Below are 20,979 nucleotides of genomic sequence, written 5' to 3' on the forward strand. Positions count from 1 at the left end.
CCTCCATCGAGCGGCGCGCAGGCAGGTGCCCACCCGTCCAGAGATGACTGCCCCGGTGCTCAGGTTCAAGGCGCAGGCGCACACCGGCTGGCCACCGGTTCATCGTTCCACCGTCAGGCCCCGCGTACCGCGGCCGCCACTGGTGCACGGCGCGTGGCGGGTGCGTCGTCCACCGGGCACAGCCCCGCGATCGGCGAAGGCGGCTGCGCCGGGACTTCCGACGGAATCGCCACCGGCTCGTCGTCCGGCAGCATGCGCGCGCTGCGCCAGCCACCCCATCGGTAATAGCCGATCGCCAGCAGCATCGCGCAGACCGCGCTGGCCGGAAAACTCCACCAGATCGCGTCGGTGCCCAGCACCGGCTGCAGCCACGTCGCGAACGGCACGCGCACGCCCCACAGCGTGACCGCGAGGATCAGCAGCGGCGGCAGCACCGCGCCGGTCGAGCGCACCACGCCGAACAGCACGAAGGTCACGCCGAAGAACAGGAACGACCAGATCGCGATCCGGTTCAGATGCCGCGCGGTCTCCAGGATCTCGCCGCCGGCCGGCAGGAACAGCGCCAGCGCCTGCCGGTCGAACAGCAGCAGCGCGGCGATCAGCACGCCGGTCATCAGCAGGTTGAACGCCACGCCCGTGCCGGCCACGCGCGATACCCGGTCCCAGTGCCCGGCACCGACGTTCTGCGCCGCCATCGTCGAACACGCCGCGCCGATCGCCATCGCCGGCATCTGCACGTAGGTCCACAGCTGCAGCGCCGCGCCGTAGCCCGCCGCGGTCACGATGCCGTGGCGGTTGACCATCGAGATCATTGCGATCATCGCCGCCGACAGCATCACCATCTGCAGGCCCATCGGCAGGCCCTTGGCCAGCAACGCGCGCACGATGGTCCAGTCGGGCCGGTACAGCGCGCGTTCGCTGCGGTGGATCCAAAGCCGGTGCCTGCGATGGCGCAGCCACGCCAGCATCGCCACCACGCCCAGCGCATTGGCCACCAGGTTCGCCGCCGCCGCGCCGGCCATGCCCATCGCCGGGAGCGGGCCCACGCCGAGCAGCAGCAGCGGCACCAGCACGATGTCCAGCGCGACCACCAGCAGCAGGAACAGGAACGGCGTGCGTGAATCGCCCGCGCCGCGCAGGATCGCCGACAGGAACGCCAGCGCGTACAGGAACGGCACCGCCAGGAAAATGATCTGCAGATACGCCTCCGCGTGCGGCAGCGCCTCGGCCGGCGTGTCCATCCACGCCAGGATCCGCCCCGACAGCGGCAGCCCCGCCAGCGCCACCAGCACCGACGCGCCGAGGAACACCGTCGCACTGGTGCCGATCACCCGCCGTGCACCGGGCAGGTCGGTGCGGCCGATCGCCTGCGCTACCAGGATCGTGGCCGCCATGCCCACGCCGAACACCGCGCCCAGCAGCAGGAACAGGATGTTGTTGGCATTGGCGATCGCCGCCAGCGCATCGGGTCCCAGCAGATGCCCGATCCACACCGCATTGATCGAGCCGTTCAAGGACTGCAGTACGTTGCCGCCACGCTGCTGGTGTTCGCGCTGCCGCCGACTAGCTGGATCAGGTTCACTGACGAGCTTGTTCCAACCTGTCACGGCCCCTCGATTTGCAGCGCGGCCGCTACCGGAAGCGAGGCGCCATGAGCGGCTTGGCATAGCGGCGCCAGGGTGACTTGATCGCCATACCCAAGCCACGTTCGGTGTCCACAGGCATCTTGAACCTGGAACCCCAATCGTGAAGCGGTTGCTTGGCAGCTCTGTTATGAGCGGGACACGATTATCGGCCGGAATGCGGCACCGTCGTCCGCCCCCGAAGTGAGGTGTCAGCAAAGATAGGCCGACACCACTGACACGTATTTCGGATTTTTCGGCTTGAGCCAGGCATGCGTGACGTAGAGAATCCGGCGATGGTACGGGCGCTCTGTCCGTTTTGTTCTCGGAGACGCCGCGATGCATCGATCCATCGGTTTCTTTCGCGTCATCACCTTTGTAGTCGCCGCACTGTTGATCGCATGCGGTGGTGCGGACGCACCGTCGACTCTGCAGACTGCCACTGCCGCGCAGCCCTCGGCATCCGTGTCGTCGGACGGCATGGCGATCGTCTCGGATCTGCATGCGGGCATGGCCTACGCCACGTTCCGCGAACACGTGCTCGCACACGGCTGGACGCCGCGTGCCAACCCCAGCTGCAGGACCCACCTTGTCGGCGACGACGCGAGCGCTGTATGCGCGCGCAACCCGCAACTTGCCGCCTGCCGTCTATGCGACGACCTGCCGGAGCTGCAGTCCTGCAGCAGCGATGCCCGCTGCCTGGTGCGTTTCGGCTATCCCGACAGCGTGCAGGATCTCGAAGCACGCGCCTATGGCGAGATCGACGCCTGGCGCGACACCGGCAACGACGCCGGTTTGCAGATCACGGCATGGGAATTCGTTCCGGCAACGGCGCAGTAGAAAAATCCAAACGCATTGCTACGCACGGTCACGATGGTCGAACGTCTTCCAAGGATGGGGGTACACCGATGCGCAATCCGCTTCACGACCTGATGTACCGCGGCGAATCCGGTGCTGCCGGCTACAACGCGTTCAACCGCGGGACCTACATCGATGCAGGCGGGCGGGAGCGTATCCGTCCGGGCGAGCCGCCGACCGATTTTTCCAAGCTCAGCGTCGGCGCACTGCAGGACCTGCAACACCTGCCACGACACGATCCCGACCGAGTGTTCGCGGTCGGCAAGTACCAGATCATTCCGTCCACGATGGACGCCGCTGTCGCCCGCTTGGGCATCACGCGCGATATGCCGTTCACGCCCGAGCTGCAGGACCGCATCTTCACTGACTATCTGCTGCGCGAGAAACAGCCTGCCGTGCGCGACTACATCATGGGCGTGCAAAGGGCGACGCGCGAGCAAGCGCAGCTCGGCCTGGCGCGCGAATGGGCGAGCTTCGGCGATCCCCTCAAGGAGGGACGCAGCTACTACGGCGGAGCCAACCGCGCGCACATCACCCTGGAACAGAGCGCGGATGCGCTCGACCGGATGCGCGAGGCCTATGCGCGTGCGAGCGCGCACGGGCTGTCGCGCGACGACGCATGGCACGCGGCGACGGCGATCGAGCATGGTGCAAGGACGCAGAGCCCGTCCGCGCCGGCGCGCTCCGGCGGCACCGTCCAGTCCGCGAACGCGTTGCTGCAGGCACCCGCGCAGGGCGAAGCCGTCCGTGCGCTGCAGACAAATCTCGTACGGCTCGACTACGCAGGCCGGGACGGACGGCCGCTCTCGACAGACGGTCACTTCGGACCCGACACTGCCTACGCGGTGCGCATGTTCCAACGCGACCAGGGTCTCGACGTCGACGGGATCGCCGGGCCGAAAACGCTGGGATCCGTCGCTCTTCAACTCGAATCCTGCATTGCGGACAAACCGGGCTCACCCGTCGACGATCTGTTGAATTCGTTGCGCAGCGGCGGCGATGCGATTCGCGAAGCGACCGAGCGCCTCGTGCAGTCGCAGGCGGGCCAGCAATGGCGGGATCAGGTCGAGGCGGCAACCCGCTCTCAGACGGAGCAGGCACGGTGTGCATCGACGTCGGCGCCGGAGGCTGACGCACGCGGTCTCTGATGCGTCGCTGGAATCCCTGAACGGGCGGACTAACGGCGCCCGGTTCACTTTCAGTCGCGCCCGGAACACCGTTGGCCCGAGCCGCGCCGGCGACACAGGGCGTGCATGCAGACCCGCCGCATCCCCACATCCTCACCACCCCGGTTGGAACAAGCTCGTCAGTGAACCTGATCCAGCTAGTCGGCGGCAGCGCGAACACCAGCAGCGTGGCGGCAATCGGCCCGCGGGTGGGGTCCCCGGGGGCGGGGCGGAGCAGGGGCTGGGACGCGCGTCGTGGCATCCGCGCATTCAATCGGGATGCGGATCGCGGGGTGGTGAGGATACGGTGAGCGCGCGGCCTGCAAGCGCGCTCGGCCTGACCGGTGCAGCCCAGATCACGGGCATTCCGGGCAGGGCAAGGCGTGCGCCCGGGATCGCTCGTTCCGATCAGTCGATGGCATCCATGTCGGCAGCGCGGCCAGCGGGCGCGGCGCGGTCGGCGTGCAGATCGGCAGAACAGCTCCGGTCGTCATCCGCGACCGTGCGGAGAAGTTCGACCGTTCCGAGCTCGTGGATCCGCGCCGCAGCGAAATCGGCGTTCCAGCCCGCGCGTTGCGACACGCGCGTCGGCTGGTAGCCCGCGCTGCAGATCCACAGCGACTGGATGACCTGGGCCTCGCCCATCACGGTCGTCATCGTGCGCCGGGTCTTCGGCGCGAGCCGGAGACGACCATCAGCCTCGCTCCGCGCCAGCACACGCGGCTGTCCTTCATCGAGCCCGTCGTAGACGAATGCGCCGGCAATCGCGGCCCTTCGACTCCGCATCCACCACCGACGCGCGGATGCCGTCGTGCACGACGACCTGCCGGGGCAGGCAGCCGGTGAGCACAGGCAGGGCGATCAGGATGGCAATCAAGCGCAAGCGCATGGTCTCCGACGTCGACGGTGCATGGCGCCGGCACAAGAAGGGCCGACAGGATGGAGGAAGGGGCCGAGTGCTCCCATTTTCGAACGGTGTCACCGCGCTGGGCGCGTGCCAGTCTGACATCCGGTCCACGTACGTACGAGACCAGATCGTCTGCGCACCGCGCAGAGGAGCGTCTGGTCGCAGTCGAGATCGCGATAGGGGAGCTGGTACCAAGATCGGCGTCCATGCCTCGCGGCGGGGTGGCGCCGAACTCACCTGTCCCGTCACCCAATTCCCCGGCTTCCGATCCGGTTCAACCCGGCGGGCACATCGCGTTTGCCGCAACCGAGCGGAAGACCGTTTTGCCGTTGACGCGATAGGCGCACGACTTGGTACCGCCTTCGGTCCGCTCGCCGCTCAGGATCCCCGACGGACCGACCGGGCCACGCGTCGCGGCGGCGGACTCCGCATTGATCGGGAACAGATCGATCTGGTGTGCGGCAGGGCACGCACCGTCTGCGGGCACGGTGACGGTTTTCGTCAGGCCTTCGAGCGCGTAGGTGCACGTTTTACGGAACCCGTCCGTGGCTTCGCCCACCAGGGGCGCGGGCGCTGCGACCGCCTGCAGCGGAACTGACAGCGCGATCAATACCATGGCACGCATCGTGAAGTTCATCGTCCACCTCCATGTTGTGAGCCGAGAGCGGACTCTACCCCGCGGCCCGGCTCGCGTCCGCTGGGGCAGGGGGTGCCTGCTCATCAGCCAAGCGCCGGCATGCCAACCTCTCAGGGTGAAGGTCAGCGGTCACTGCCGGTGTCGTGAAGCCTCTCGTCCACAACGCTGCGCAATCGCTCTTCTGCTGCTTAACGCTTGAATCACGCGTGCCGGGGTGCGGCGTCGGCTTGAGTGGGCCGTCAGCTGCCAACCGACTTCGCCATGAAAGCAGAGGACGACGGGCAGAGACCAGAGAACTGGTGGGTGCCCGCGATAACAGATGGAGCGGTCTGGCGGGGAACATGGCGGTACCCGTGGCGCTCGAAAAAGCCAGCGGCAGTTGTGGTCAGGAGGTAAATGGTATCGACGCCGCTGTCGGCGGCATAGTGCTCGGCATGCGAGACAAGCGCCGTACCGAGGCCGCGACCGCACTCAGTGGCGGGGACCACCAATGAGCGCAGCAGCGCGACGTGGTCGTATATCTCCAGCCCCACGACACCATGGAGCGCGGCATCTTCAATGCAGCCAAACAGCGTGGCCGTGGCTTTACCCCGCAGATCAGCGGCGGGCAGGCTGTTTGCCAAGAGCAGTGCTTCGACACTCTGGTTCAATTCTATTGGCTGAATTGAATGTGGCATGGCCGGTGACACCTGAGTTAAGCCACGCCGCGAAGCGGCGGGGACTTCCTTCGAAAAAGTGGACACCTGCTGGTTAGGCGCATGCACGTTCGTAATCGGCGGGTGTGCGGTAGTCGAGGGCTGAGTGTAGGCGCTGGTGATTGTAGAAATCCACGTAGCTGCGAATGGCAGCCTGAAGCGCGTCGTCGCTGGTGAAGGTGTGCCGGTGATACAGATCGGACTTCATCGTCTTGTTCCAGGATTCCATGTGCGCGTTGTCGGTCATGCGGCGCGGCCGATTGGCCGATTGCACGAAGCCGGCGCGTTGCAGCTGCAGCTTGAAGTCGGTCGCCATAAACTCGATGCCGCGGTCGCTGTGGAAGAGCGTGCCCGCCTCCGGTCGTCGCGTGCGCAGCACCGTGCCAAGGCGCGACGCGTGAGTGCACTGGTGCGGTCCCTGCCCAATGCCCAGCCCAGCAGGCGGCGCGAACAGCGGTCCATGATCGTGGCGAGATAGCGCCACTGGCCTTGCACTTTGAGGTAGGTCACGTCCGCAACCCAGACTTGGTCCACGCGCTCGACCCGTTCGGCATGCGCGCGACTTTCCACGCTGGCGAGAAACGCCGCGAGCCCTGGGCGCCTTCGGTACAGACGCGATGAGCAGGCGCGCACGCCGTTTTCCCGCATCAAGCGTTCGACCCGGCGACGGCCGACCTGTTCACCTGCCTGCTGCAAGGCGGCGTGCACACGCGGGCTGCCGTAGGTCTCGCGGCTCTGTGCATGCACGCCCTTGATGCGCTCGACCAGCGCGGCGTCCTCGACAGCGCGTGTACTGCGCGGACGCTGTTGCCAGGCATAGAAGCCGGACGCGCTGACACCATGCAGGCGGCACATCGTCCTCACCGGGGCGGCTTCCTGGTGGTGCGCGATGAAGGCAAAGATGTCGGCCTTGGACTGGAAGTGAACGCGATGGCTTTTAAAAGTCATGCTCGACCTGCAGCCGTTCGTACTTGCGCTTCACTTCGCGCAGCGCCTTGAGCTCTGCGGCCACGGTCTTGTCGAGTTCGATTCCCTTGGTCACGATCACCCCTCGCGGGCCAGTTTTCGCCAACGAGACAGCATGAAGGGATGGATGTAAAGCGACTCGGCGACGTCGCGTACGGACACGCCTGAAAGCTCGCTCAGTCGGACTGCGGTGGCCTTGAAATGATCGCTGTAGCGATACGTTGTTCTGGGTCCTGGTGCTGGCATGAAGACACTCCTGATCGTTAGGTCAGGGTGTCCACTAAACCGAAGGAACTACCGCGTCGGCTCGAATGAGTGGTTAGCGGTCAAGATGGCGCTCCAGAAAGGAAGTGAAACTCTCTGCATAGATGGATCCACCATCATGATCCGGTCCCCACTCAATGACCTCCCCCTCCTGCGCGGGACCAACCTTGCTGCACTTTAGGAAGTAACTCAGGTCCATGCCGTCAGTTGAGATGTAGATGGAATCTTTCGGTAATGCATCGTGGCGGCGATACATTAGTGTGGAACTCAACATGTCACACCATATTGTCGGTTCGTCTTTACCCGGTGTGAGGCCGGCAATCTCGAATCCATGGCCAAACACAGCACCGAATGTTTGTAAGAACAGGCGATAGCTCGGTGGGAAGATCAGTCCCAGCTTGCACTGGGCCACGTCAATTTGTTCCTGGGTGGCGGGTCCACAAGCCTCGCCGGAGCCTAAGAGCGAGATCAAATGCTGTGAGATGTCGTCCATGTCTCTTCTGACCGCTGACGCCTGAGTTAAGCCGCGCCGCGAAGCGGGTTCGGCTTGGATGACTTGTTAAACGGCACTAGTCCAAGGGGCGCATGGGTAGCTGCCGCTTTCTACGGAGTACTCGTCGGCGAGCTGTTGGGCTACTGCCAAAGAATCTGCGATCAGGCCAGTTTGGCGAATCTCATGCCAGCCATGGGCACGAATGTTGTCTCCGGCATCTCGCCAAGCGATCCATGCTTGAAACCGGCAGCCATATGAGCCGTCGCCTCTACGGATCACTTCGACGATTACGCCGCCATCGGAGCAGGGGCGCAAGGCGACAACATGAGGCTCTGCCAGATAGGGGCCTGGCGGGCATTTGGGACGCATCCATTCGCTGACGAGTGACATTATCGGGGTGTCGTATAACGCCTTATGTCTTCCAGTTTCCCTACTGTAGGCACCGAGAGCCCGGCGTGTGCGCCCGATAACGCCTCGGTGTAGCAGCACCGTAATTCAGCAGGGGCCACACGCCGGATCTCGCGCCCTGCGCCCGGACAGTTGCACGAGGTCTCCCTCGAACTGATAAGCGTGGGCCCGGGCGCGATGCTCTCGACCGGCCAACTCTATCGGAGAATCGAGATGACGGCAGTAGGGGTCGACGTAGGCAAGGCGACGCTGGATGTCGCCATCGAGGGCGTGGCCAAGGTGACGCGGTTCGCCAACAGCGCAGCGGGCATCCGCAAGCTGGTTCGACGACTGGATGACGTTGCCGACGCGCGCATCGTCGTCGAGGCCACCGGCGGCTACGAGGATGCATTGCTCGAGGCGTGCTGCGATGCAGGCCTGTGGGTCGCACGCATCAATCCTCGCCAGGCACGCGACTTCGCGCGTGCGACCGGCGAGCTGGCGAAGACGGATGCAATCGACGCGGCCTGCTGTGCCTGATGTCGAGACTGTTCGCAGACCGCCTGCGTCGCTACGAAGCACCTGCACCCTGGCAGCGGGAACTGCGGGATTGGCTGCGCCGGCGCGGCCAGGTCGTGACCACGCTGCAGGCGCAGAAGCAGCAGACCGCGCTGACATCGCCGGCGGTGCGCAAGGTCATGATGCGCACGATTTCCGCACTCACGCGCGAGCTCGCCGCCATCGATCGCGCGATGCGCGCCCTGCTCCAGGCTCATGCGACGCCGGCGCTGCAATCGTCGAAGGGCATGGGCCCGATCTTCCAGGCCACGAGCCTCGCGCTGCTCCCCGAGCTCGGCACTCTGACACGCCACCAAATCGCGAAGCTCGTCGGCGTGGCGCCGATGAATCGCGACAGCGGCCAGATGCACGGCAAGCGTCGCATCCGCGGTGGGCGGGGTCCGGTGCGCGTGGCGCTCTACATGGCCACGCTCTCGGCCGTGCGCTGGGACCCGACGCTGCGTGCGCACTACCAGCAACTCAGGGCGCGCGGGAAGCTCGGCAAGGTCGCGCTGGTGAGCTTGCATGCGGAAGCTGCTGACGATCGTCAACGCCAGGCGGCGGGACGAATTAAAGGGCGCGGGAGATGCTGCGATCGCCGCCTGAAATCGACCCAGCTCAAGACAGTTGCTGAACAATGCCGCGCCGCGAAGCGGCGGGGACTTCCCTCGAAAAAGTGGACACCCGTTGGTTAGGCGCATGCGCGTTCGTAATCGGCGGGTGTGCGGTAGTCGAGTGCCGAGTGTAGGCGCTGGTGATTGTAGAAATCCACGTAGCCGCGAATGGCGGCCTGGAGCGCGTGGTCGCTGGTGAAGGTGTGCCGGTGATACAGATCGGACTTCATCGTCTTGTTCCAGGATTCCATGTGCGCGTTGTCGGTCATGCGGCGCGGCCGATTGGCCGATTGCACGAAGCCGGCGCGTTGCAGCTGCAGCTTGAAGTCGGTCGCCATAAACTCGATGCCGCGGTCGCTGTGGAAGAGCGTGCCCGCCTCCGGTCGTCGCGTGCGCAGCGCAAATGCCAAGGCGCGACGCGTGAGTGCACTGGTGCGGTCCCTGCCCAATGCCCAGCCCAGCAGGCGGCGCGAACAGCGGTCCATGATCGTGGCGAGATAGCGCCACTGGCCTTGCACTTTGAGGTAGGTCACATCCGCAACCCAGACTTGGTCCACGCGCTCGACCCGTTCGGCATGCGCGACTTTCCACGCTGGCGAGAAACGCCGCGAGCCCTGGGCGCCTTCGGTACAGACGCGATGAGCAGGCGCGCACGCCGTTTTCCCGCATCAAGCGTTCGACCCGGCGACGGCCGACCTGTTCACCTGCCTGCTGCAAGGCGGCGTGCACACGCGGGCTGCCGTAGGTCTCGCGGCTCTGTGCATGCACGCCCTTGATGCGCTCGACCAGCGCGGCGTCCTCGACAGCGCGTGTACTGCGCGGACGCTGTTGCCAGGCATAGAAGCCGGACGCGCTGACACCATGCAGCCGGCACATCGTCCTCACCGGGGCGGCTTCCTGGTGGTGCGCGATGAAGGCAAAGATGTCGGCCTTGGACTGGAAGTGAACGCGATGGCTTTTTTTAAAGGTCATGCTCGACCTGCAGCCGTTCGTACTTGCGCTTCACTTCGCGCAGCGCCTTGAGCTCTGCGGCCACGGTCTTGTCGAGTTCGATTCCCTTGGTCACGATCACCCCCTCGCGGGCCAGTTTTCGCCAACGAGACAGCATGAAGGGATGGATGTAAAGCGACTCGGCGACGTCGCGTACGGACACGCCTGAAAGCTCGCTCAGTCGGACTGCGGTGGCCTTGAAATGATCGCTGTAGCGATACGTCGTTCTGGGGCCTGGTGCTGGCATGAAGACACTCCTGATCGTTAGGTCAGGGTGTCCACTAAACCGAAGGAACTACCGCGTCGGCTTGAATGAATTGTTAGGCCCATGTGCTGGACACTCATTCCTTGATCCGACCTGCCAGTTTGCTAGCCACATCCGCCGGCTCCATAACCGCGTTTGTACGATTGTCTTGGAACCCGAGAAGCTTCCACTTCTCGTACGGCGGTGGTGCCCCGACTGGCGCGTCTGGAACATACACCGCGCGCACATTCTCTGTCTGGTAGATGAGCTGCTTTGTGACAATCGGCGGCCTTGGGCTTTCATTCTCGGATGACTTTACTTGGTCTGGCGGTCCGTACTTTGAGATGAAAAGACTGAGATCATCATGCGGAGACTGTGTCGCGGCTGTCTGGGGTGTAGCTGAAGTGCTTTGGGGCATTGATGTATCCGCAGGCTTGTCGCGGCTGCACATGCCCACAACTAGCATGAAGGCGACAAGGATGACTCCGATAAGAGCGATTTTGGCGCAGCCGGATGTTTGTGCGTACTTTGCTCCACACTTGGGGCACGCAGCCGCCGTAGTGCTGATCTCGGACCCACACTCCTTACATTTGATAATGGCCATCAAATATCACCCCTTTCTGTGGATAGCCCGCAATGGTTGGGATGAGCCTAACAACTATTAGACCGCTTATATGCGGTGTTGCATCGAGTATCCGGTAAGTCGGGCGAGACGGAAAGGGGAAATGCCGCTGACAATAATCAAAGACTTACGCCTCTTCGATGCCGCAGCCACGATCGTGTTGTCCGACAGAAATGCGGGTGTATGAGTTACGCCCGCTGATTCGAGGGTGTAACAGAATGCCGCTCCCTGCCTGCAGGGATGACGCCGCCGCGCGTCGGCCCGGGTACACGCACCGGCGTCGCTCCAACCCGTGCCCGCCGTCTGTGAGCGGCAGCCCCACAACGAAACAGGGCGCCCCGAAGGACGCCCTGTTCTCGACACTCCGCAATTCCGCCCGACTCAGGCGTTCTTGCTCTCCATCGAATACCCGAACTGCTGCTTGAACTGCAGCGAAAACTCGGCGTAATCGAAACGCTGGTTCTGCGTGCCCGGGTGCTCGACCTTCAGCGCGCCCATCAGGTTGCCGATGCGGCCGATGGTCAGCCAGTCGTAGCCCTTCTCGATGCCGAAGATCAGCCCCGCGCGGAAGGCGTCGCCGCAGCCGGTGGGGTCGGTGACGCGGCGCTCGTGCGCGGGCGGGACGTCGTGGGTGGTGCCTTCGGCGTGGATGACGACGCCCTTCGGGCCGCGCGTGCAGATGTAGGCGCGCACCTTGCCGGCGATGACGGTCTCGTCCCAGCCGGTGCGTTCCTGCAGCAGGTTGGATTCGTAGTCGTTGACGACGACGTAGTCGGCCAGCTCGATGAAGTTGCGCAGTTCCTCGCCGTTGAACAGCGGCATGGCCTGGCCGGGGTCGAAGATGAAGGGAATCTTGCCTTCATGGAATTCGCGGGCGTTCTGCAGCATGCCGTCGCGGCCGTCGGGGCCGACGAGGCCGATGGTGACGTTCGGCACGTCCTTCACGTGGTTCTCGTGGCTGCGCATCATCGCGCCCGGGTGGAAGGCCGTGATCTGGTTGTTGTCCAGGTCGGTGGTGATGAAGGCCTGCGGCGTGAACAGGTCGGGGATCTCGCGCACGTGGTCGAGCGTGATGCCGTGCTCCTGGAACCACTCGCGGTAGGGGCCGAAATCCTGACCCACGGTGCCCATCGGAATCGGGTCGCCGCCCAGCAGCTTCAGGTTGTAGGCGATGTTTCCGGCGCAGCCGCCGAACTCGCGGCGCATGCGCGGCACCAGGAACGAGACGTTCAGGATGTGCACCTTGTCGGGCAGGATGTGGTTCTTGAACTGGTCGGGGAACACCATGATGGTGTCGTAGGCCAGGGAACCGCAGATCAGTGCAGACATCGCGCGAGGCTCGTGCTTGGAGATGGCCGGGTAGTTTACGGCACCCCGGCCGCGGGCCCGGGCCGGCCGTGTGGCGGCCCCGGCCGGGCACCCCTGGCAAGGGCATTTCCCGGGCGCAACCCGGGGTGCCCCCAAGCCGCGGAGCACCGGCTTTTTTGCTAGTCTAGCGCGCTGTTTCGCCTCCCCTGATGGACGCCCCTTTCCGATGTTCAAGAAGTTCCGCGGCCTGTTTTCCAACGACCTGTCCATCGATCTGGGCACGGCCAACACTCTGATCTTCGTGCGCGGCCAGGGCATCGTGCTCAACGAGCCATCGGTCGTGGCCGTGCGCCAGGATCGCAGCGCCGGCCAGAAGGTCGTCGCCGCGGTCGGCACCGAGGCCAAGCAGATGCTTGGGCGCACGCCCGGCAACATCACCACGCATCGCCCGATGAAGGACGGCGTCATCGCCGATTTCACCTACACCGAGGAAATGCTGAAGTACTTCATCAAGAAGGTGCACAAGTCGCGCTTCCTGCGGCCCAGCCCGCGCGTGCTGATCTGCGTGCCGGCCGGCTCCACCCAGGTGGAGAAGCGCGCGATCAAGGATTCGGCGCTCGAAGCCGGCGCGCGTGAGGTCTCGCTGATCGAGGAGCCCATGGCGGCCGCGATCGGCGCCGGCATGCCGGTCACCGAGGCGCGCGGCTCGATGGTCGTCGACATCGGCGGCGGCACCACCGAGGTGGCGGTGATCGCGCTCAACGGCATCGTCTACTCGCAGTCGGCCCGCATCGGCGGCGACCGCTTCGACGAATCGATCATCAACTACGTGCGCCGCAACCACGGCATGCTGATCGGCGACGCGACGGCCGAGCGCATCAAGCTCGAGATCGGCTGCGCCTACCCGCAGGACCCGGTGATGGAGATGGAGGTCTCGGGCCGCCATCTGGCCGAGGGCGTGCCGAAGATCGTCTCGATCAGCTCGGCCGAGGTGCTGGACGCGCTGCGCGAGCCGCTGTCGGGCATCGTCGAGGCGGTGAAGCAGGCGCTCGAGCAGACCCCGCCGGAGCTGTGCGCCGACGTCGCCGAGCGCGGCATCGTGCTCACCGGTGGCGGCGCGCTGCTGCGCGATCTCGACCGCCTGATCAGCGAGGCCACCGGCCTACACGTGCAGGTCGCCGAGGATCCGCTGACCTGCGTGGCTCGCGGTGGCGGCCGGGCGCTGGAACTGCTCGACCTGCACGGCAACGAGTTCTTCGCGGCCGAGTGAAACAAGCCGTGATTGGTGACTCGTGATTCGTGATTCGTGATTCCGAAGCGCGCGCATCCGGAGGACCCACCGGGTGCGTGGGTCGTCATGCGACGATCCGGAGCGAGAACGACCCGCGTCTCACGAATCAACACTCACGAATCACCCATTACGGCTCCTAAGTGTCCTCCTCTGCCAGTTCTCCGCCCTCACGCCCCGGCGACGTCGCCGGCACGCTGCGGTTGCTGGCGTATCTGGCCCTGTCCTGCGCACTGATCGTCATGGACCACCGTGGCGGCTGGCTGTCGGAGGCGCGCCACCAGGCCAGCGTGGCGGTGCAGCCGCTGTGGTGGCTGGCCGGCCTGCCGTCGCGGCTGGGCACGAGCATGCGCAACGATGCCGCCACCCGGACCCAGCTGGCCGAGGACAACCGGCGCCTGCGCAACGAACTGCTGGTGCTGACCGCCGGCCAGGCCCGGCTGCGCGTGGAAGCGACCGAGAACGCGCGCCTGCGCCGTCTGCTCGGTGCGGTGGAGCAGGGCAATCTCGAAGTCCAGCTGGCGCCGATTCTCGATGTCGACCAGGACCCCACGCGCCAGCGCCTGCTGCTCGATGCCGGCAGCCGCAACGGCGTGCGGGAAGGGCAGGGCGTCATCGATGCCGGGGGCCTGCTGGGCCAGGTCATCGCGGTCACGCCGATGACCGCGACCGTGCTGCTGCTGACCGATCTCGACCACGCGGTGCCGGTGATCGTCGCGCGCAACGGCGTGCGCCTGGTGGTCTACGGCAGCGGCCATCCCGACCGTCTGACCCTGCGCAGCGTGCCGCTGTCGGCCGATGTCGAGGTCGGCGATACCCTCGTGACCTCGGGCCTCGGCGGCCGCTTCCCGCCCGGGTTTCCGGTCGGCACGATCGCCTCGCTGGCGCCCGACGACAGCCGCGCCTTCCTCACCGGCCAGCTGGCGCCGGCGGCGCAGGTCGATCGCGGACGTGATGTGCTGCTGCTGCGCGACGTCGTGGTGCCGGTGACCACGGCCGATCTCGAAGCCGCCGCCGCCGAGCGCGAGGCCGCCGAGCGGGCCGAGGCCGAAGCGGCAGAAGCCGCTGCCGAACAGGCCGCGCATGACCCCGCTGCGAGCGGCGCCCCGGCCACGCCGGCACCCGATGCCGCCACACCGCCGGCGTCGCCGCCGCCCGCACCGGAGCCGACGCGATGAGCCGGCGCCACAACCGCTGGCTGCTGCCGGCCAGCGTGCTGGTTGCACTGCTGCTCGGCCTGCTGCCGCTGCCGCCGGAACTGCAGCCCTACCGGCCGTTCTGGCTGGCCCTGGTCGTCGCCTACTGGGTGATCGAGACGCCGGACCGCGCGGGCCTCGGCTTCGCGTTCGTCACCGGCGTGGTCGCCGATCTCGCCTTCGGCGGCCTGCTCGGCGAGCAGGCCCTGCGACTGGTGGTGATGACCTTCATCCTGCAGCGCTTCCGCACCCAGCTGCGGTTCTTCCCGGTGGCCCAGCAGGCGCTGGCGATCGGCGGCCTGCTGCTCAACGACCGCGTGGTCAGCGCGGCGATCCATCTGTCGCTCGGCGTGCCGCAACTGCCGTGGACCTACTGGCTGGCCCCGCTGCTGGGCATGCTGCTGTGGGCGCCGCTGTTCCTGGTGATGGACGCGCTGCGCTTCGGGCGCCGGAACTGAGGCGCGGACCCCGATGGCCAGGCGACGCCGACGCAGCGACATCCGCGACACCGCCGGCGAGGCGGCGGCGTTCCGCCAGCGTGCGCTGATCGGCTTCGGCGTGGTGGTGGTCGCGCTCGGCGTGCTCGCCGGCTGGTACTTCAAGCTGCAGGTCGTCGACCACGACATCTACGCCAAGCGCTCGGAGGCCAACCGCATCAAGCCGCGGCCGGTGGTGCCGGGGCGCGGGCTGATCCTCGACCGCAAGGGCCGCATCCTGGCCGAGAACGAACAGGCCTACCGCCTCGACGTCACCCCGGAGGAAGCGGGCGACATCCGCCAACTGGTCGCCGGGCTCTCGCGCATCATCGCGCTGTCGCCCGACGACATCGCCCGCTTCGACCGCGAGCGCAAGGCCCAGCGCAGCTTCCGCGCGGTGCCGCTGAAGCTGCGCCTGAGCGAGGACGAGATGGCGCGCTTCGCGCTCGACCGCTGGCGCTTCCCGGGCGTCGAGGTGGTGCCCTACCTCAACCGCCATTACCCCTACGGCGACCTGTTCGCGCACGTGGTCGGCTACGTCGGCCGCACCGACCAGGCCGACGTCGACCGCTACGGCCAGGCGCACCTGCTGTTCCCGCAGACCGGGCGCACCGGGCTGGAACGCTATTACGACGAGCTGCTGCGCGGGAAGATCGGCTACGAGCAGGTCGAAACCAATGTCGAAGGCCGCGCGCTGCGCCGGCTCGGCCTGCAGCCGGCCACCGCCGGTACCGACCTGCGCCTGAGTGTGGACGCCGACCTGCAGCAGGCCATGGTGCTGGCCTTCGGCGGCCTGCACGGCTCGGCGGTCGCGGTCGATCCGGCCACCGGCGACATCCTCGGCATGGTCAGCCTGCCGAGCTTCGACCCGAACCTGTTCGTCAACGGCATCTCGCATACCGACTATCGCCGGCTGATGGACGACCCCGCGCGGCCGCTGTTCAACCGCAACGTGCTCGGCGGCGGGCCGCCGGGTTCGACGATCAAGCCGCTGGTCGCGCTGGCCGGCGTCGACAGCGGCCTGCGCACGCCCGAATCGCGGGTGTTCTCGACCGGCGAGTTCTTCATCCCCGGCCAGCGCCGCGGGTATCGCGATGCCGCGCGCGGCGCCGGCTGGACCGACCTGCGCGATTCGATCGCGCGCTCGGTCAACTACTACTACTACCAGCTCGCCTACGAGATGGGCATCGAGCGCTTCGACCAGTACATGACGCGCTACGGCTTCGGCCAGCCGACCGGGATCGATCTGCTCGGCGAAACCGCGGGCATCGTGCCGTCGCCGCGCTTCAAGGCCACGCGGACGCGGGAGCCCTGGTACGCCGGCGAGACCGTGATCGCCGGCATCGGCCAGGGCTACTGGGTCGCCACCGCGCTGCAGCTCGCGCGTGGGACCGCGGCGATCGCCGGCGGCGGCGACCTGCACACGCTGCACATCGCGGCCGAGCGCCGTGACGGCTTCGACGCCCCATGGCGCGCGGTGGACCGCCCGGCGCCGACCCGCATCACCGACAACCCGGCGCACCTGCGTGCGGTGCAGGAAGGCATGGTCAACACGATCCACGGCCGCGGCACCGGCACCCGCATGGCGATCGGCGCCGAGTACCGCATGGCCGGCAAGACCGGCACCGCGCAGCGCGTGAGCCGCCGCGGCAACGTGAGCACCGATCCGCGCAACCTGCCTTACCACCTGCGTCACCAGGCGTTGTTCGTGGGGTACGCGCCGGCCGAGGCGCCGGAAATCGCGATCGCGGTAACCGTCGAGCACGGCGGTTACGGCGGCACCACCGCCGGGCCGATCGCGCGCAAGATCTTCGACGCCTGGCTGCTCGGCAAGATGCCCGAGGTCGAGATCGACCCGGTCACCGGCGCGCCCGCGGCGGTGGCCGCCGCCGGTCCCCAGGCCGCGCTGCGCCCCGATGTCTCCTTCGATGCGGTGGTCGACGGCGTGCGCGTGGTGCCGCCCGCGCGGCTCGGCCCCGGCAACGGCGGGGTGCCGCGTTGAAGACGATCCTGCGCTGGCTGCTCGACCTGTGGCTGCGCTTCGCGCGCACCATCGACTGGCCGCTGCTCGGCGCGCTGGTCGCACTGATGGCGATCGGCCTGGCCGTGCTGCACAGCGCCAGCGGCAAGAACATGGCGATGGTGACGTCGCAGGCCAGCCGGTTCGTCATCGGGCTGGGCGCGATGTGGGTGCTGTCGCGTATTCCGGCGGTGCAGCTGCGCCGCTTCACGCCGCTGGCCTACGCCGCCTCGCTGCTGCCGCTGATCGCGGTGCTGTTCCTCGGCACCGGCCGCAGCGGCCAGCACTGGATCAACCTCGGGGTGTTCTACGTGCAGCCGGCGGAGCTGATGAAGCTGTCGCTGCCGATGATGGCGGCCTGGTGGCTCGGCCAGCGGCCGACGCCGCCGCGGCTGGACACGCTCGCGGTCGCGGCCGCGATCATCGGCCTGCCGACCGGCCTGATCCTGATGCAGCCTGATCTCGGCACCGCGGTGCTGGTGGCCTCGGCCGGCGTTTTCGCGCTGTATCTCGCCGGCCTGTCGTGGTGGTGGTTCATCGGCGGCGCGGCCTCGCTCGCGGTGATCGCGCCGGCCGCGTGGCTCTGGTATCTGCAGCCCTACCAGAAGGCGCGGATCATGATGTTCCTCGATCCCGAATCCGATCCGCTGGGCGAAGGCTGGAACATCATCCAGTCGAAGATCGCGATCGGTGCGGGCGGCATCGGCGGGCAGGGCTGGGGCGACGGCTCGCAATCGCATCTCAACTACGTGCCCGAGCACACCACCGACTTCATCTTCGCCGTGCTCAGCGAAGAGTTCGGCTGGATCGGTGTGGCGATCACGCTGGGGCTGTATCTGTTCATCGTCGGTCGCTGCCTGTGGATCGCCAGCGAGGCACGCGACGGGTTCTCGCGGCTGCTGGTGGGCAGTCTGGGGCTGGCGCTGTTCGTCTACGTCATCGTCAACGGCGGCATGATTTCGGGTCTTTTGCCGGTGGTGGGCGTGCCGATGCCGCTGCTGAGTTTCGGTGGCACCGCGGCCGTCTCGCTGCTCGCGGGCTTCGGCGTGGTGATGGCGGTGCAGGCCAGCGCACGCCGTCGACGCTGAGCGCGGCACAACCGCGCCGCATCTCGGGTGTTGGGTGCTGCGGCACGCGTGCTAACCTCGCCGCCGATGAGCCGACGCCCGTTTCTACGACTAACCGTGGCCGCGCTGCCGCTCGCTTTGGCGGCCTGCGCGACTCCTGTCAATTCTTCCGACGTCCAGGTGGAGGACGCCCGCACGGTCAGTCCGCTGCCCGAGGCCGAGCGACCTGCCGGCGCGCTGCTGCCGCCGGTGCCGCAGCCCCCCGAGCGCCCGGTGGCGCCCGAGTCGGTGACGGATGCCTCGATCCCGCGCGCGCAGCGCGTCGAGAATTTCGTCGCCTACACCGCGCAGACCTACGGCGCGGACCCGGCGCACATCCGCCGCGTGCTCGCCCAGGCCACCGTGCAGCAGCGCATCCTCGATGCGATCAGCCGCCCGGCCGAAGCGGTGCGCCCGTGGCGCGACTACCGCCCGATCTTCATCAACGACGCGCGCATCAACGGCGGCGTGGCGTTCTATCGCGAACACCGCGCGGCGCTCGATCGCGTGGCCGCCGACACCGGCGTGCCGGCCGAGTACATCGTCGCGATCATCGGCGTGGAAACCAGCTACGGCCGCGTGACCGGCACGTGGAAGGTGCTCGATGCGCTGTACACGCTGGCGTTCGACTATCCGCCGCGCGCGCCGTTCTTCGCCGGCGAGCTGGCCCAGCTGTTCGCGCTGGAGAAGGCCGAGCCGCAGCTGCAGCTCACCGAACTCAAGGGCAGTTATGCCGGCGCGATGGGCATGGGCCAGTTCATGCCGTCGAGCTACCGGCTGTGGGCGAAGGACGGCGACGGTGACGGCCGGCGCGACCTGCTGACCCACACGCCCGACGTGTTCGCCTCGATCGCGAACTACTTCGTCGTCCACGGCTGGCAGCGCGGCGGCCCGGTGGTCGCACGCGCGCAGCGCGCCGCGGATGCCGCCGACTTCAAGCCCGAGAACTGGGAACCGGTGTATCCGCTGCAGGCGCTGGCCGCACGCGGCTACACGCCGGCGCCGGGGCAGCCGACCGCCGAGGGCGGCACGCTGCTGTCGCTCGATGGTGCCGCCGGCATGGAGTACTGGCTGGCGTACCGCAACTTCTATGTGATCACCCGCTACAACCGCTCGCCGATGTATTCGCTGGCGGTGCATCAACTGGCCGAGGCCATCCGCGCAGGGGCGGGCCGTTGACCCGCTGGCTGCTGCCGCTGTGTGCGGTGGCACTGCTCGCCGGATGTGCCGGCGCGCCGAAGAAGACGGGCTCCACCGCAGGCGGCGGTGATCGCGTGGCCGCACCGCCCGCGGCCGGAACGCCGGCCGCCGGTCAACGCCGCGTGTCCCCGTACGCGCCTGCGCAGGAAGATCCCAATACCCGCGGCCACTACACCGCCGGCGGCCTGTACCGCCCGGGCGTGCCCGACAGCCTTCCCGATTACCTGCCCAACGTCGATCTGATTCCCGAGCCCGATGTCGTCGACCTGCCGCGCTCGCCGGTCGGGAACCGCAGCCCCTACCAGGTGCTGGGCAAGACCTATCACGTGCTCGACGATCACAGCGAATTCGCCGAGACCGGCACCGCGTCCTACTACGGCGCCAAGTTCCACGGCCGCCTGACCTCCAACCGCGAGGTCTACGACATGTACGCGTTCACCGCGGCGCACAAGTCGCTGCCGCTGCCGAGCTTCGCGCGGGTGACCAATCTCGACAGCGGCAAGTCGGTGGTCGTGCGCGTCAACGACCGCGGCCCGTTCCACGAAGGCCGCGTCGTCGACCTGAGTTACGCGGCGGCGGTCAAGATCGGCATCCATCCGGCCGGCACCGGCCGGGTCGAAGTGCGTGCGCTGAGCCCGGGCGAGAACGCGCGGCAGGACTGGGACGCGGTCGCCGCGGCACCGGCGCCTGCCGCCGCCGCGCCGGTCGCATCGACGCCGCGACGCGGACGCGCCGCCAATGCGCCAGCCGCGTCTTCGCCTGTAGCGGCCGCACCGGCGCCGACTGCGGCCGGCAGTGCGATCGATGCGATCGTCGAGGCCCTGCCGATCGCCAGCGCGCGTGCCGGCGAACGCCCGGCCCCGTCGCCGGTGCAGGCCAGCGCGGCCGACGGTCGCTTCAACATGTACCAGAACGGTCGCGTCATGACCGCCGACGATTTCGACGCCTGGCTCGCCGCACGCGGGCTCAAGCTCGAGAACGGACGCCAGGTGCCGATCGACCCGGTGGCGACGCCGGCCGCTGCGCCGCAGGCGACGGCAACGGTTGCGCCCGTCGTGGCGTCCGCCTCGCCGGCCCCGGCCCCGGCCCCGGTGCCTGTTGCCGGCGGTGTGATCCTGCAGGTCGCCGCGTTCGGCGCCCGCGCCAACGCCGAGCGCGCACTGGCCACCCTGCGCGGCGCCGGCATTTCGGCCGCCCAGCTGCAGGACGGTTCGGCCGCCGGCAAGCCGGTCTGGCGCCTGCGTGTGGGCCCGGTGGAGGCCGCGCGCGTCGCCGAGCTGTCCTCGCGTGTCGCCGGTCTGGGCTTTGGTGCCCCGACCGTCGTGCGCGACTGAATTCCGTTTTCTGTCATTTGCCGGCCTG

24 protein-coding genes and 2 pseudogenes are annotated in these 20,979 nt (G+C 67.4%); 11 read left to right on the forward strand and 15 right to left on the reverse strand.

What is annotated here, in order from left to right:
* Positions 1-113 precede the first annotated feature (113 nt).
* Together ACF3M1_RS02245 and ACF3M1_RS02250 are read right to left on the reverse strand one after the other, a co-directional pair.
* Positions 114-1,532: pseudogene (locus ACF3M1_RS02245) on the reverse strand (MATE family efflux transporter); the annotation flags it as partial.
* 302 nt (positions 1,533-1,834) lie between these two features.
* Complete coding sequence (locus ACF3M1_RS02250; RefSeq protein WP_394003524.1) at positions 1,835-2,104, reverse strand: hypothetical protein; 270 nt, start codon at positions 2,102-2,104, stop codon at positions 1,835-1,837.
* Between ACF3M1_RS02250 and ACF3M1_RS02255 the strand changes: the two genes are divergently transcribed.
* The gene (locus ACF3M1_RS02255; RefSeq protein WP_394003526.1) at positions 2,103-2,462 is read left to right on the forward strand and encodes a hypothetical protein; all 360 of its coding nucleotides are present in this window, start codon (positions 2,103-2,105) and stop codon (positions 2,460-2,462) included. The genes ACF3M1_RS02250 and ACF3M1_RS02255 overlap by 2 nt on opposite strands.
* Before the next feature lie 68 nt (positions 2,463-2,530).
* Complete coding sequence (locus ACF3M1_RS02260; protein WP_394003528.1) at positions 2,531-3,628, forward strand: peptidoglycan-binding protein; 1,098 nt, start codon at positions 2,531-2,533, stop codon at positions 3,626-3,628.
* Positions 3,629-4,054: 426 nt separating this feature from the next.
* On the opposite strand, the gene ACF3M1_RS02265 is transcribed toward ACF3M1_RS02260, so the two are convergent.
* From ACF3M1_RS02265 to ACF3M1_RS02300, 8 genes are all read right to left on the reverse strand, one after another.
* Complete coding sequence (locus ACF3M1_RS02265; RefSeq protein ID WP_394003530.1) at positions 4,055-4,291, reverse strand: hypothetical protein; 237 nt, start codon at positions 4,289-4,291, stop codon at positions 4,055-4,057.
* A gap of 85 nt (positions 4,292-4,376) precedes the next feature.
* On the reverse strand, positions 4,377-4,523 hold the full coding sequence (locus ACF3M1_RS02270) for a hypothetical protein (protein WP_394003532.1): 147 nt from the start codon (positions 4,521-4,523) through the stop codon (positions 4,377-4,379).
* Positions 4,524-4,827: 304 nt separating this feature from the next.
* On the reverse strand, positions 4,828-5,190 hold the full coding sequence (locus ACF3M1_RS02275; RefSeq protein ID WP_394003534.1) for a hypothetical protein: 363 nt from the start codon (positions 5,188-5,190) through the stop codon (positions 4,828-4,830).
* A 239-nt stretch (positions 5,191-5,429) separates the two neighbouring features.
* Positions 5,430-5,867 carry an arsenic resistance N-acetyltransferase ArsN2 gene (arsN2, locus tag ACF3M1_RS02280; protein ID WP_394003536.1) on the reverse strand — a complete coding sequence of 146 codons (438 nt, stop codon included), beginning with the start codon at positions 5,865-5,867 and terminating at the stop codon, positions 5,430-5,432.
* 73 nt (positions 5,868-5,940) lie between these two features.
* Positions 5,941-6,132: an integrase core domain-containing protein gene (locus ACF3M1_RS02285; protein WP_394003538.1), complete on the reverse strand. Its 192-nt coding sequence runs from the start codon at positions 6,130-6,132 to the stop codon at positions 5,941-5,943.
* The gene (locus tag ACF3M1_RS02290; protein WP_394003540.1) at positions 6,129-6,833 is read right to left on the reverse strand and encodes an IS3 family transposase; all 705 of its coding nucleotides are present in this window, start codon (positions 6,831-6,833) and stop codon (positions 6,129-6,131) included. The genes ACF3M1_RS02285 and ACF3M1_RS02290 overlap by 4 nt, the downstream gene beginning before the upstream one ends.
* Positions 6,834-6,929: 96 nt before the next feature.
* Positions 6,930-7,097 carry a transposase gene (locus ACF3M1_RS02295; RefSeq protein WP_394003542.1) on the reverse strand — a complete coding sequence of 56 codons (168 nt, stop codon included), beginning with the start codon at positions 7,095-7,097 and terminating at the stop codon, positions 6,930-6,932.
* Positions 7,098-7,170: 73 nt separating this feature from the next.
* Complete coding sequence (locus ACF3M1_RS02300; RefSeq protein ID WP_394003544.1) at positions 7,171-7,608, reverse strand: SMI1/KNR4 family protein; 438 nt, start codon at positions 7,606-7,608, stop codon at positions 7,171-7,173.
* A gap of 540 nt (positions 7,609-8,148) precedes the next feature.
* Between ACF3M1_RS02300 and ACF3M1_RS02305 the strand changes: the two genes are divergently transcribed.
* Both ACF3M1_RS02305 and ACF3M1_RS02310 read left to right on the forward strand, forming a co-directional pair.
* Entirely contained in the window at positions 8,149-8,535 is a 387-nt protein-coding gene (locus tag ACF3M1_RS02305) for a transposase (protein ID WP_394003546.1), read from the forward strand.
* Entirely contained in the window at positions 8,535-9,248 is a 714-nt protein-coding gene (locus ACF3M1_RS02310) for a transposase (protein ID WP_394003548.1), read from the forward strand. The genes ACF3M1_RS02305 and ACF3M1_RS02310 overlap by 1 nt, the downstream gene beginning before the upstream one ends.
* Here the strand turns inward: ACF3M1_RS02310 and ACF3M1_RS02315 are convergent.
* The 5 genes and pseudogenes from ACF3M1_RS02315 to ACF3M1_RS02335 all read right to left on the reverse strand — a co-directional run bounded on the left by ACF3M1_RS02315 (position 9,245) and on the right by ACF3M1_RS02335 (position 12,352).
* The gene (locus ACF3M1_RS02315) at positions 9,245-9,724 is read right to left on the reverse strand and encodes an IS3 family transposase (protein ID WP_394003550.1); all 480 of its coding nucleotides are present in this window, start codon (positions 9,722-9,724) and stop codon (positions 9,245-9,247) included. The genes ACF3M1_RS02310 and ACF3M1_RS02315 overlap by 4 nt on opposite strands.
* Positions 9,725-9,872: 148 nt before the next feature.
* Positions 9,873-10,139: pseudogene (locus ACF3M1_RS02320) on the reverse strand (IS3 family transposase); the annotation flags it as partial.
* Entirely contained in the window at positions 10,129-10,404 is a 276-nt protein-coding gene (locus tag ACF3M1_RS02325; protein WP_394003552.1) for a transposase, read from the reverse strand. The gene ACF3M1_RS02325 and the pseudogene ACF3M1_RS02320, both read right to left, overlap by 11 nt.
* A 94-nt stretch (positions 10,405-10,498) precedes the next feature.
* The gene (locus tag ACF3M1_RS02330; RefSeq protein ID WP_394003554.1) at positions 10,499-11,005 is read right to left on the reverse strand and encodes a zinc ribbon domain-containing protein; all 507 of its coding nucleotides are present in this window, start codon (positions 11,003-11,005) and stop codon (positions 10,499-10,501) included.
* Between the two features lie 399 nt (positions 11,006-11,404).
* Positions 11,405-12,352, reverse strand: a complete 948-nt coding sequence (locus ACF3M1_RS02335) for a carbohydrate kinase family protein (RefSeq protein ID WP_394003556.1) — start codon at positions 12,350-12,352, stop codon at positions 11,405-11,407.
* Positions 12,353-12,557: 205 nt separating this feature from the next.
* Between ACF3M1_RS02335 and ACF3M1_RS02340 the strand changes: the two genes are divergently transcribed.
* From ACF3M1_RS02340 to ACF3M1_RS02370, 7 genes are all read left to right on the forward strand, one after another.
* On the forward strand, positions 12,558-13,601 hold the full coding sequence (locus ACF3M1_RS02340; RefSeq protein WP_394003558.1) for a rod shape-determining protein: 1,044 nt from the start codon (positions 12,558-12,560) through the stop codon (positions 13,599-13,601).
* A 161-nt stretch (positions 13,602-13,762) separates the two neighbouring features.
* Positions 13,763-14,797, forward strand: a complete 1,035-nt coding sequence (gene mreC, locus ACF3M1_RS02345; protein WP_394003560.1) for a rod shape-determining protein MreC — start codon at positions 13,763-13,765, stop codon at positions 14,795-14,797.
* Entirely contained in the window at positions 14,794-15,273 is a 480-nt protein-coding gene (gene mreD, locus ACF3M1_RS02350; protein ID WP_394003562.1) for a rod shape-determining protein MreD, read from the forward strand. Before mreC ends, mreD begins: the two co-directional genes overlap by 4 nt.
* 13 nt (positions 15,274-15,286) lie before the next feature.
* Positions 15,287-17,293, forward strand: a complete 2,007-nt coding sequence (gene mrdA, locus ACF3M1_RS02355) for a penicillin-binding protein 2 (protein WP_394003564.1) — start codon at positions 15,287-15,289, stop codon at positions 17,291-17,293.
* Positions 17,290-18,399, forward strand: coding sequence for a rod shape-determining protein RodA (rodA, locus tag ACF3M1_RS02360; protein WP_394003566.1), 1,110 nt, complete (start codon positions 17,290-17,292; stop codon positions 18,397-18,399). Before mrdA ends, rodA begins: the two co-directional genes overlap by 4 nt.
* A 66-nt stretch (positions 18,400-18,465) precedes the next feature.
* On the forward strand, positions 18,466-19,596 hold the full coding sequence (mltB, locus tag ACF3M1_RS02365) for a lytic murein transglycosylase B (protein WP_394003568.1): 1,131 nt from the start codon (positions 18,466-18,468) through the stop codon (positions 19,594-19,596).
* A complete protein-coding gene (locus ACF3M1_RS02370; protein ID WP_394003570.1) occupies positions 19,593-20,951 on the forward strand; it encodes a septal ring lytic transglycosylase RlpA family protein in 1,359 nt (452 codons plus the stop codon). Before mltB ends, ACF3M1_RS02370 begins: the two co-directional genes overlap by 4 nt.
* Positions 20,952-20,979 lie beyond the last annotated feature (28 nt).

This window comes from Luteimonas sp. WGS1318, from assembly GCF_043187535.1.
In the GTDB taxonomy this organism is placed as follows: domain Bacteria; phylum Pseudomonadota; class Gammaproteobacteria; order Xanthomonadales; family Xanthomonadaceae; genus Luteimonas.

Coding starts and splice junctions, on each gene's coding strand:
- ACF3M1_RS02255 (WP_394003526.1), top strand. CDS start 2,103: ATGGCGATCGTCTCGGATCTGCATGCGGGCATGGCCTACGCCACGTTC.
- ACF3M1_RS02250 (WP_394003524.1), bottom strand. CDS start 2,104: ATGCCGTCCGACGACACGGATGCCGAGGGCTGCGCGGCAGTGGCAGTC.
- ACF3M1_RS02260 (WP_394003528.1), top strand. CDS start 2,531: ATGCGCAATCCGCTTCACGACCTGATGTACCGCGGCGAATCCGGTGCT.
- ACF3M1_RS02265 (WP_394003530.1), bottom strand. CDS start 4,291: ATGGGCGAGGCCCAGGTCATCCAGTCGCTGTGGATCTGCAGCGCGGGC.
- ACF3M1_RS02275 (WP_394003534.1), bottom strand. CDS start 5,190: ATGAACTTCACGATGCGTGCCATGGTATTGATCGCGCTGTCAGTTCCG.
- arsN2 (WP_394003536.1), bottom strand. CDS start 5,867: ATGCCACATTCAATTCAGCCAATAGAATTGAACCAGAGTGTCGAAGCA.
- ACF3M1_RS02285 (WP_394003538.1), bottom strand. CDS start 6,132: ATGACCGACAACGCGCACATGGAATCCTGGAACAAGACGATGAAGTCC.
- ACF3M1_RS02290 (WP_394003540.1), bottom strand. CDS start 6,833: ATGACTTTTAAAAGCCATCGCGTTCACTTCCAGTCCAAGGCCGACATC.
- ACF3M1_RS02295 (WP_394003542.1), bottom strand. CDS start 7,097: ATGCCAGCACCAGGACCCAGAACAACGTATCGCTACAGCGATCATTTC.
- ACF3M1_RS02300 (WP_394003544.1), bottom strand. CDS start 7,608: ATGGACGACATCTCACAGCATTTGATCTCGCTCTTAGGCTCCGGCGAG.
- ACF3M1_RS02310 (WP_394003548.1), top strand. CDS start 8,535: ATGTCGAGACTGTTCGCAGACCGCCTGCGTCGCTACGAAGCACCTGCA.
- ACF3M1_RS02325 (WP_394003552.1), bottom strand. CDS start 10,404: ATGCCAGCACCAGGCCCCAGAACGACGTATCGCTACAGCGATCATTTC.
- ACF3M1_RS02330 (WP_394003554.1), bottom strand. CDS start 11,005: ATGGCCATTATCAAATGTAAGGAGTGTGGGTCCGAGATCAGCACTACG.
- ACF3M1_RS02335 (WP_394003556.1), bottom strand. CDS start 12,352: ATGTCTGCACTGATCTGCGGTTCCCTGGCCTACGACACCATCATGGTG.
- ACF3M1_RS02340 (WP_394003558.1), top strand. CDS start 12,558: ATGTTCAAGAAGTTCCGCGGCCTGTTTTCCAACGACCTGTCCATCGAT.
- mreD (WP_394003562.1), top strand. CDS start 14,794: ATGAGCCGGCGCCACAACCGCTGGCTGCTGCCGGCCAGCGTGCTGGTT.
- mrdA (WP_394003564.1), top strand. CDS start 15,287: ATGGCCAGGCGACGCCGACGCAGCGACATCCGCGACACCGCCGGCGAG.
- mltB (WP_394003568.1), top strand. CDS start 18,466: ATGAGCCGACGCCCGTTTCTACGACTAACCGTGGCCGCGCTGCCGCTC.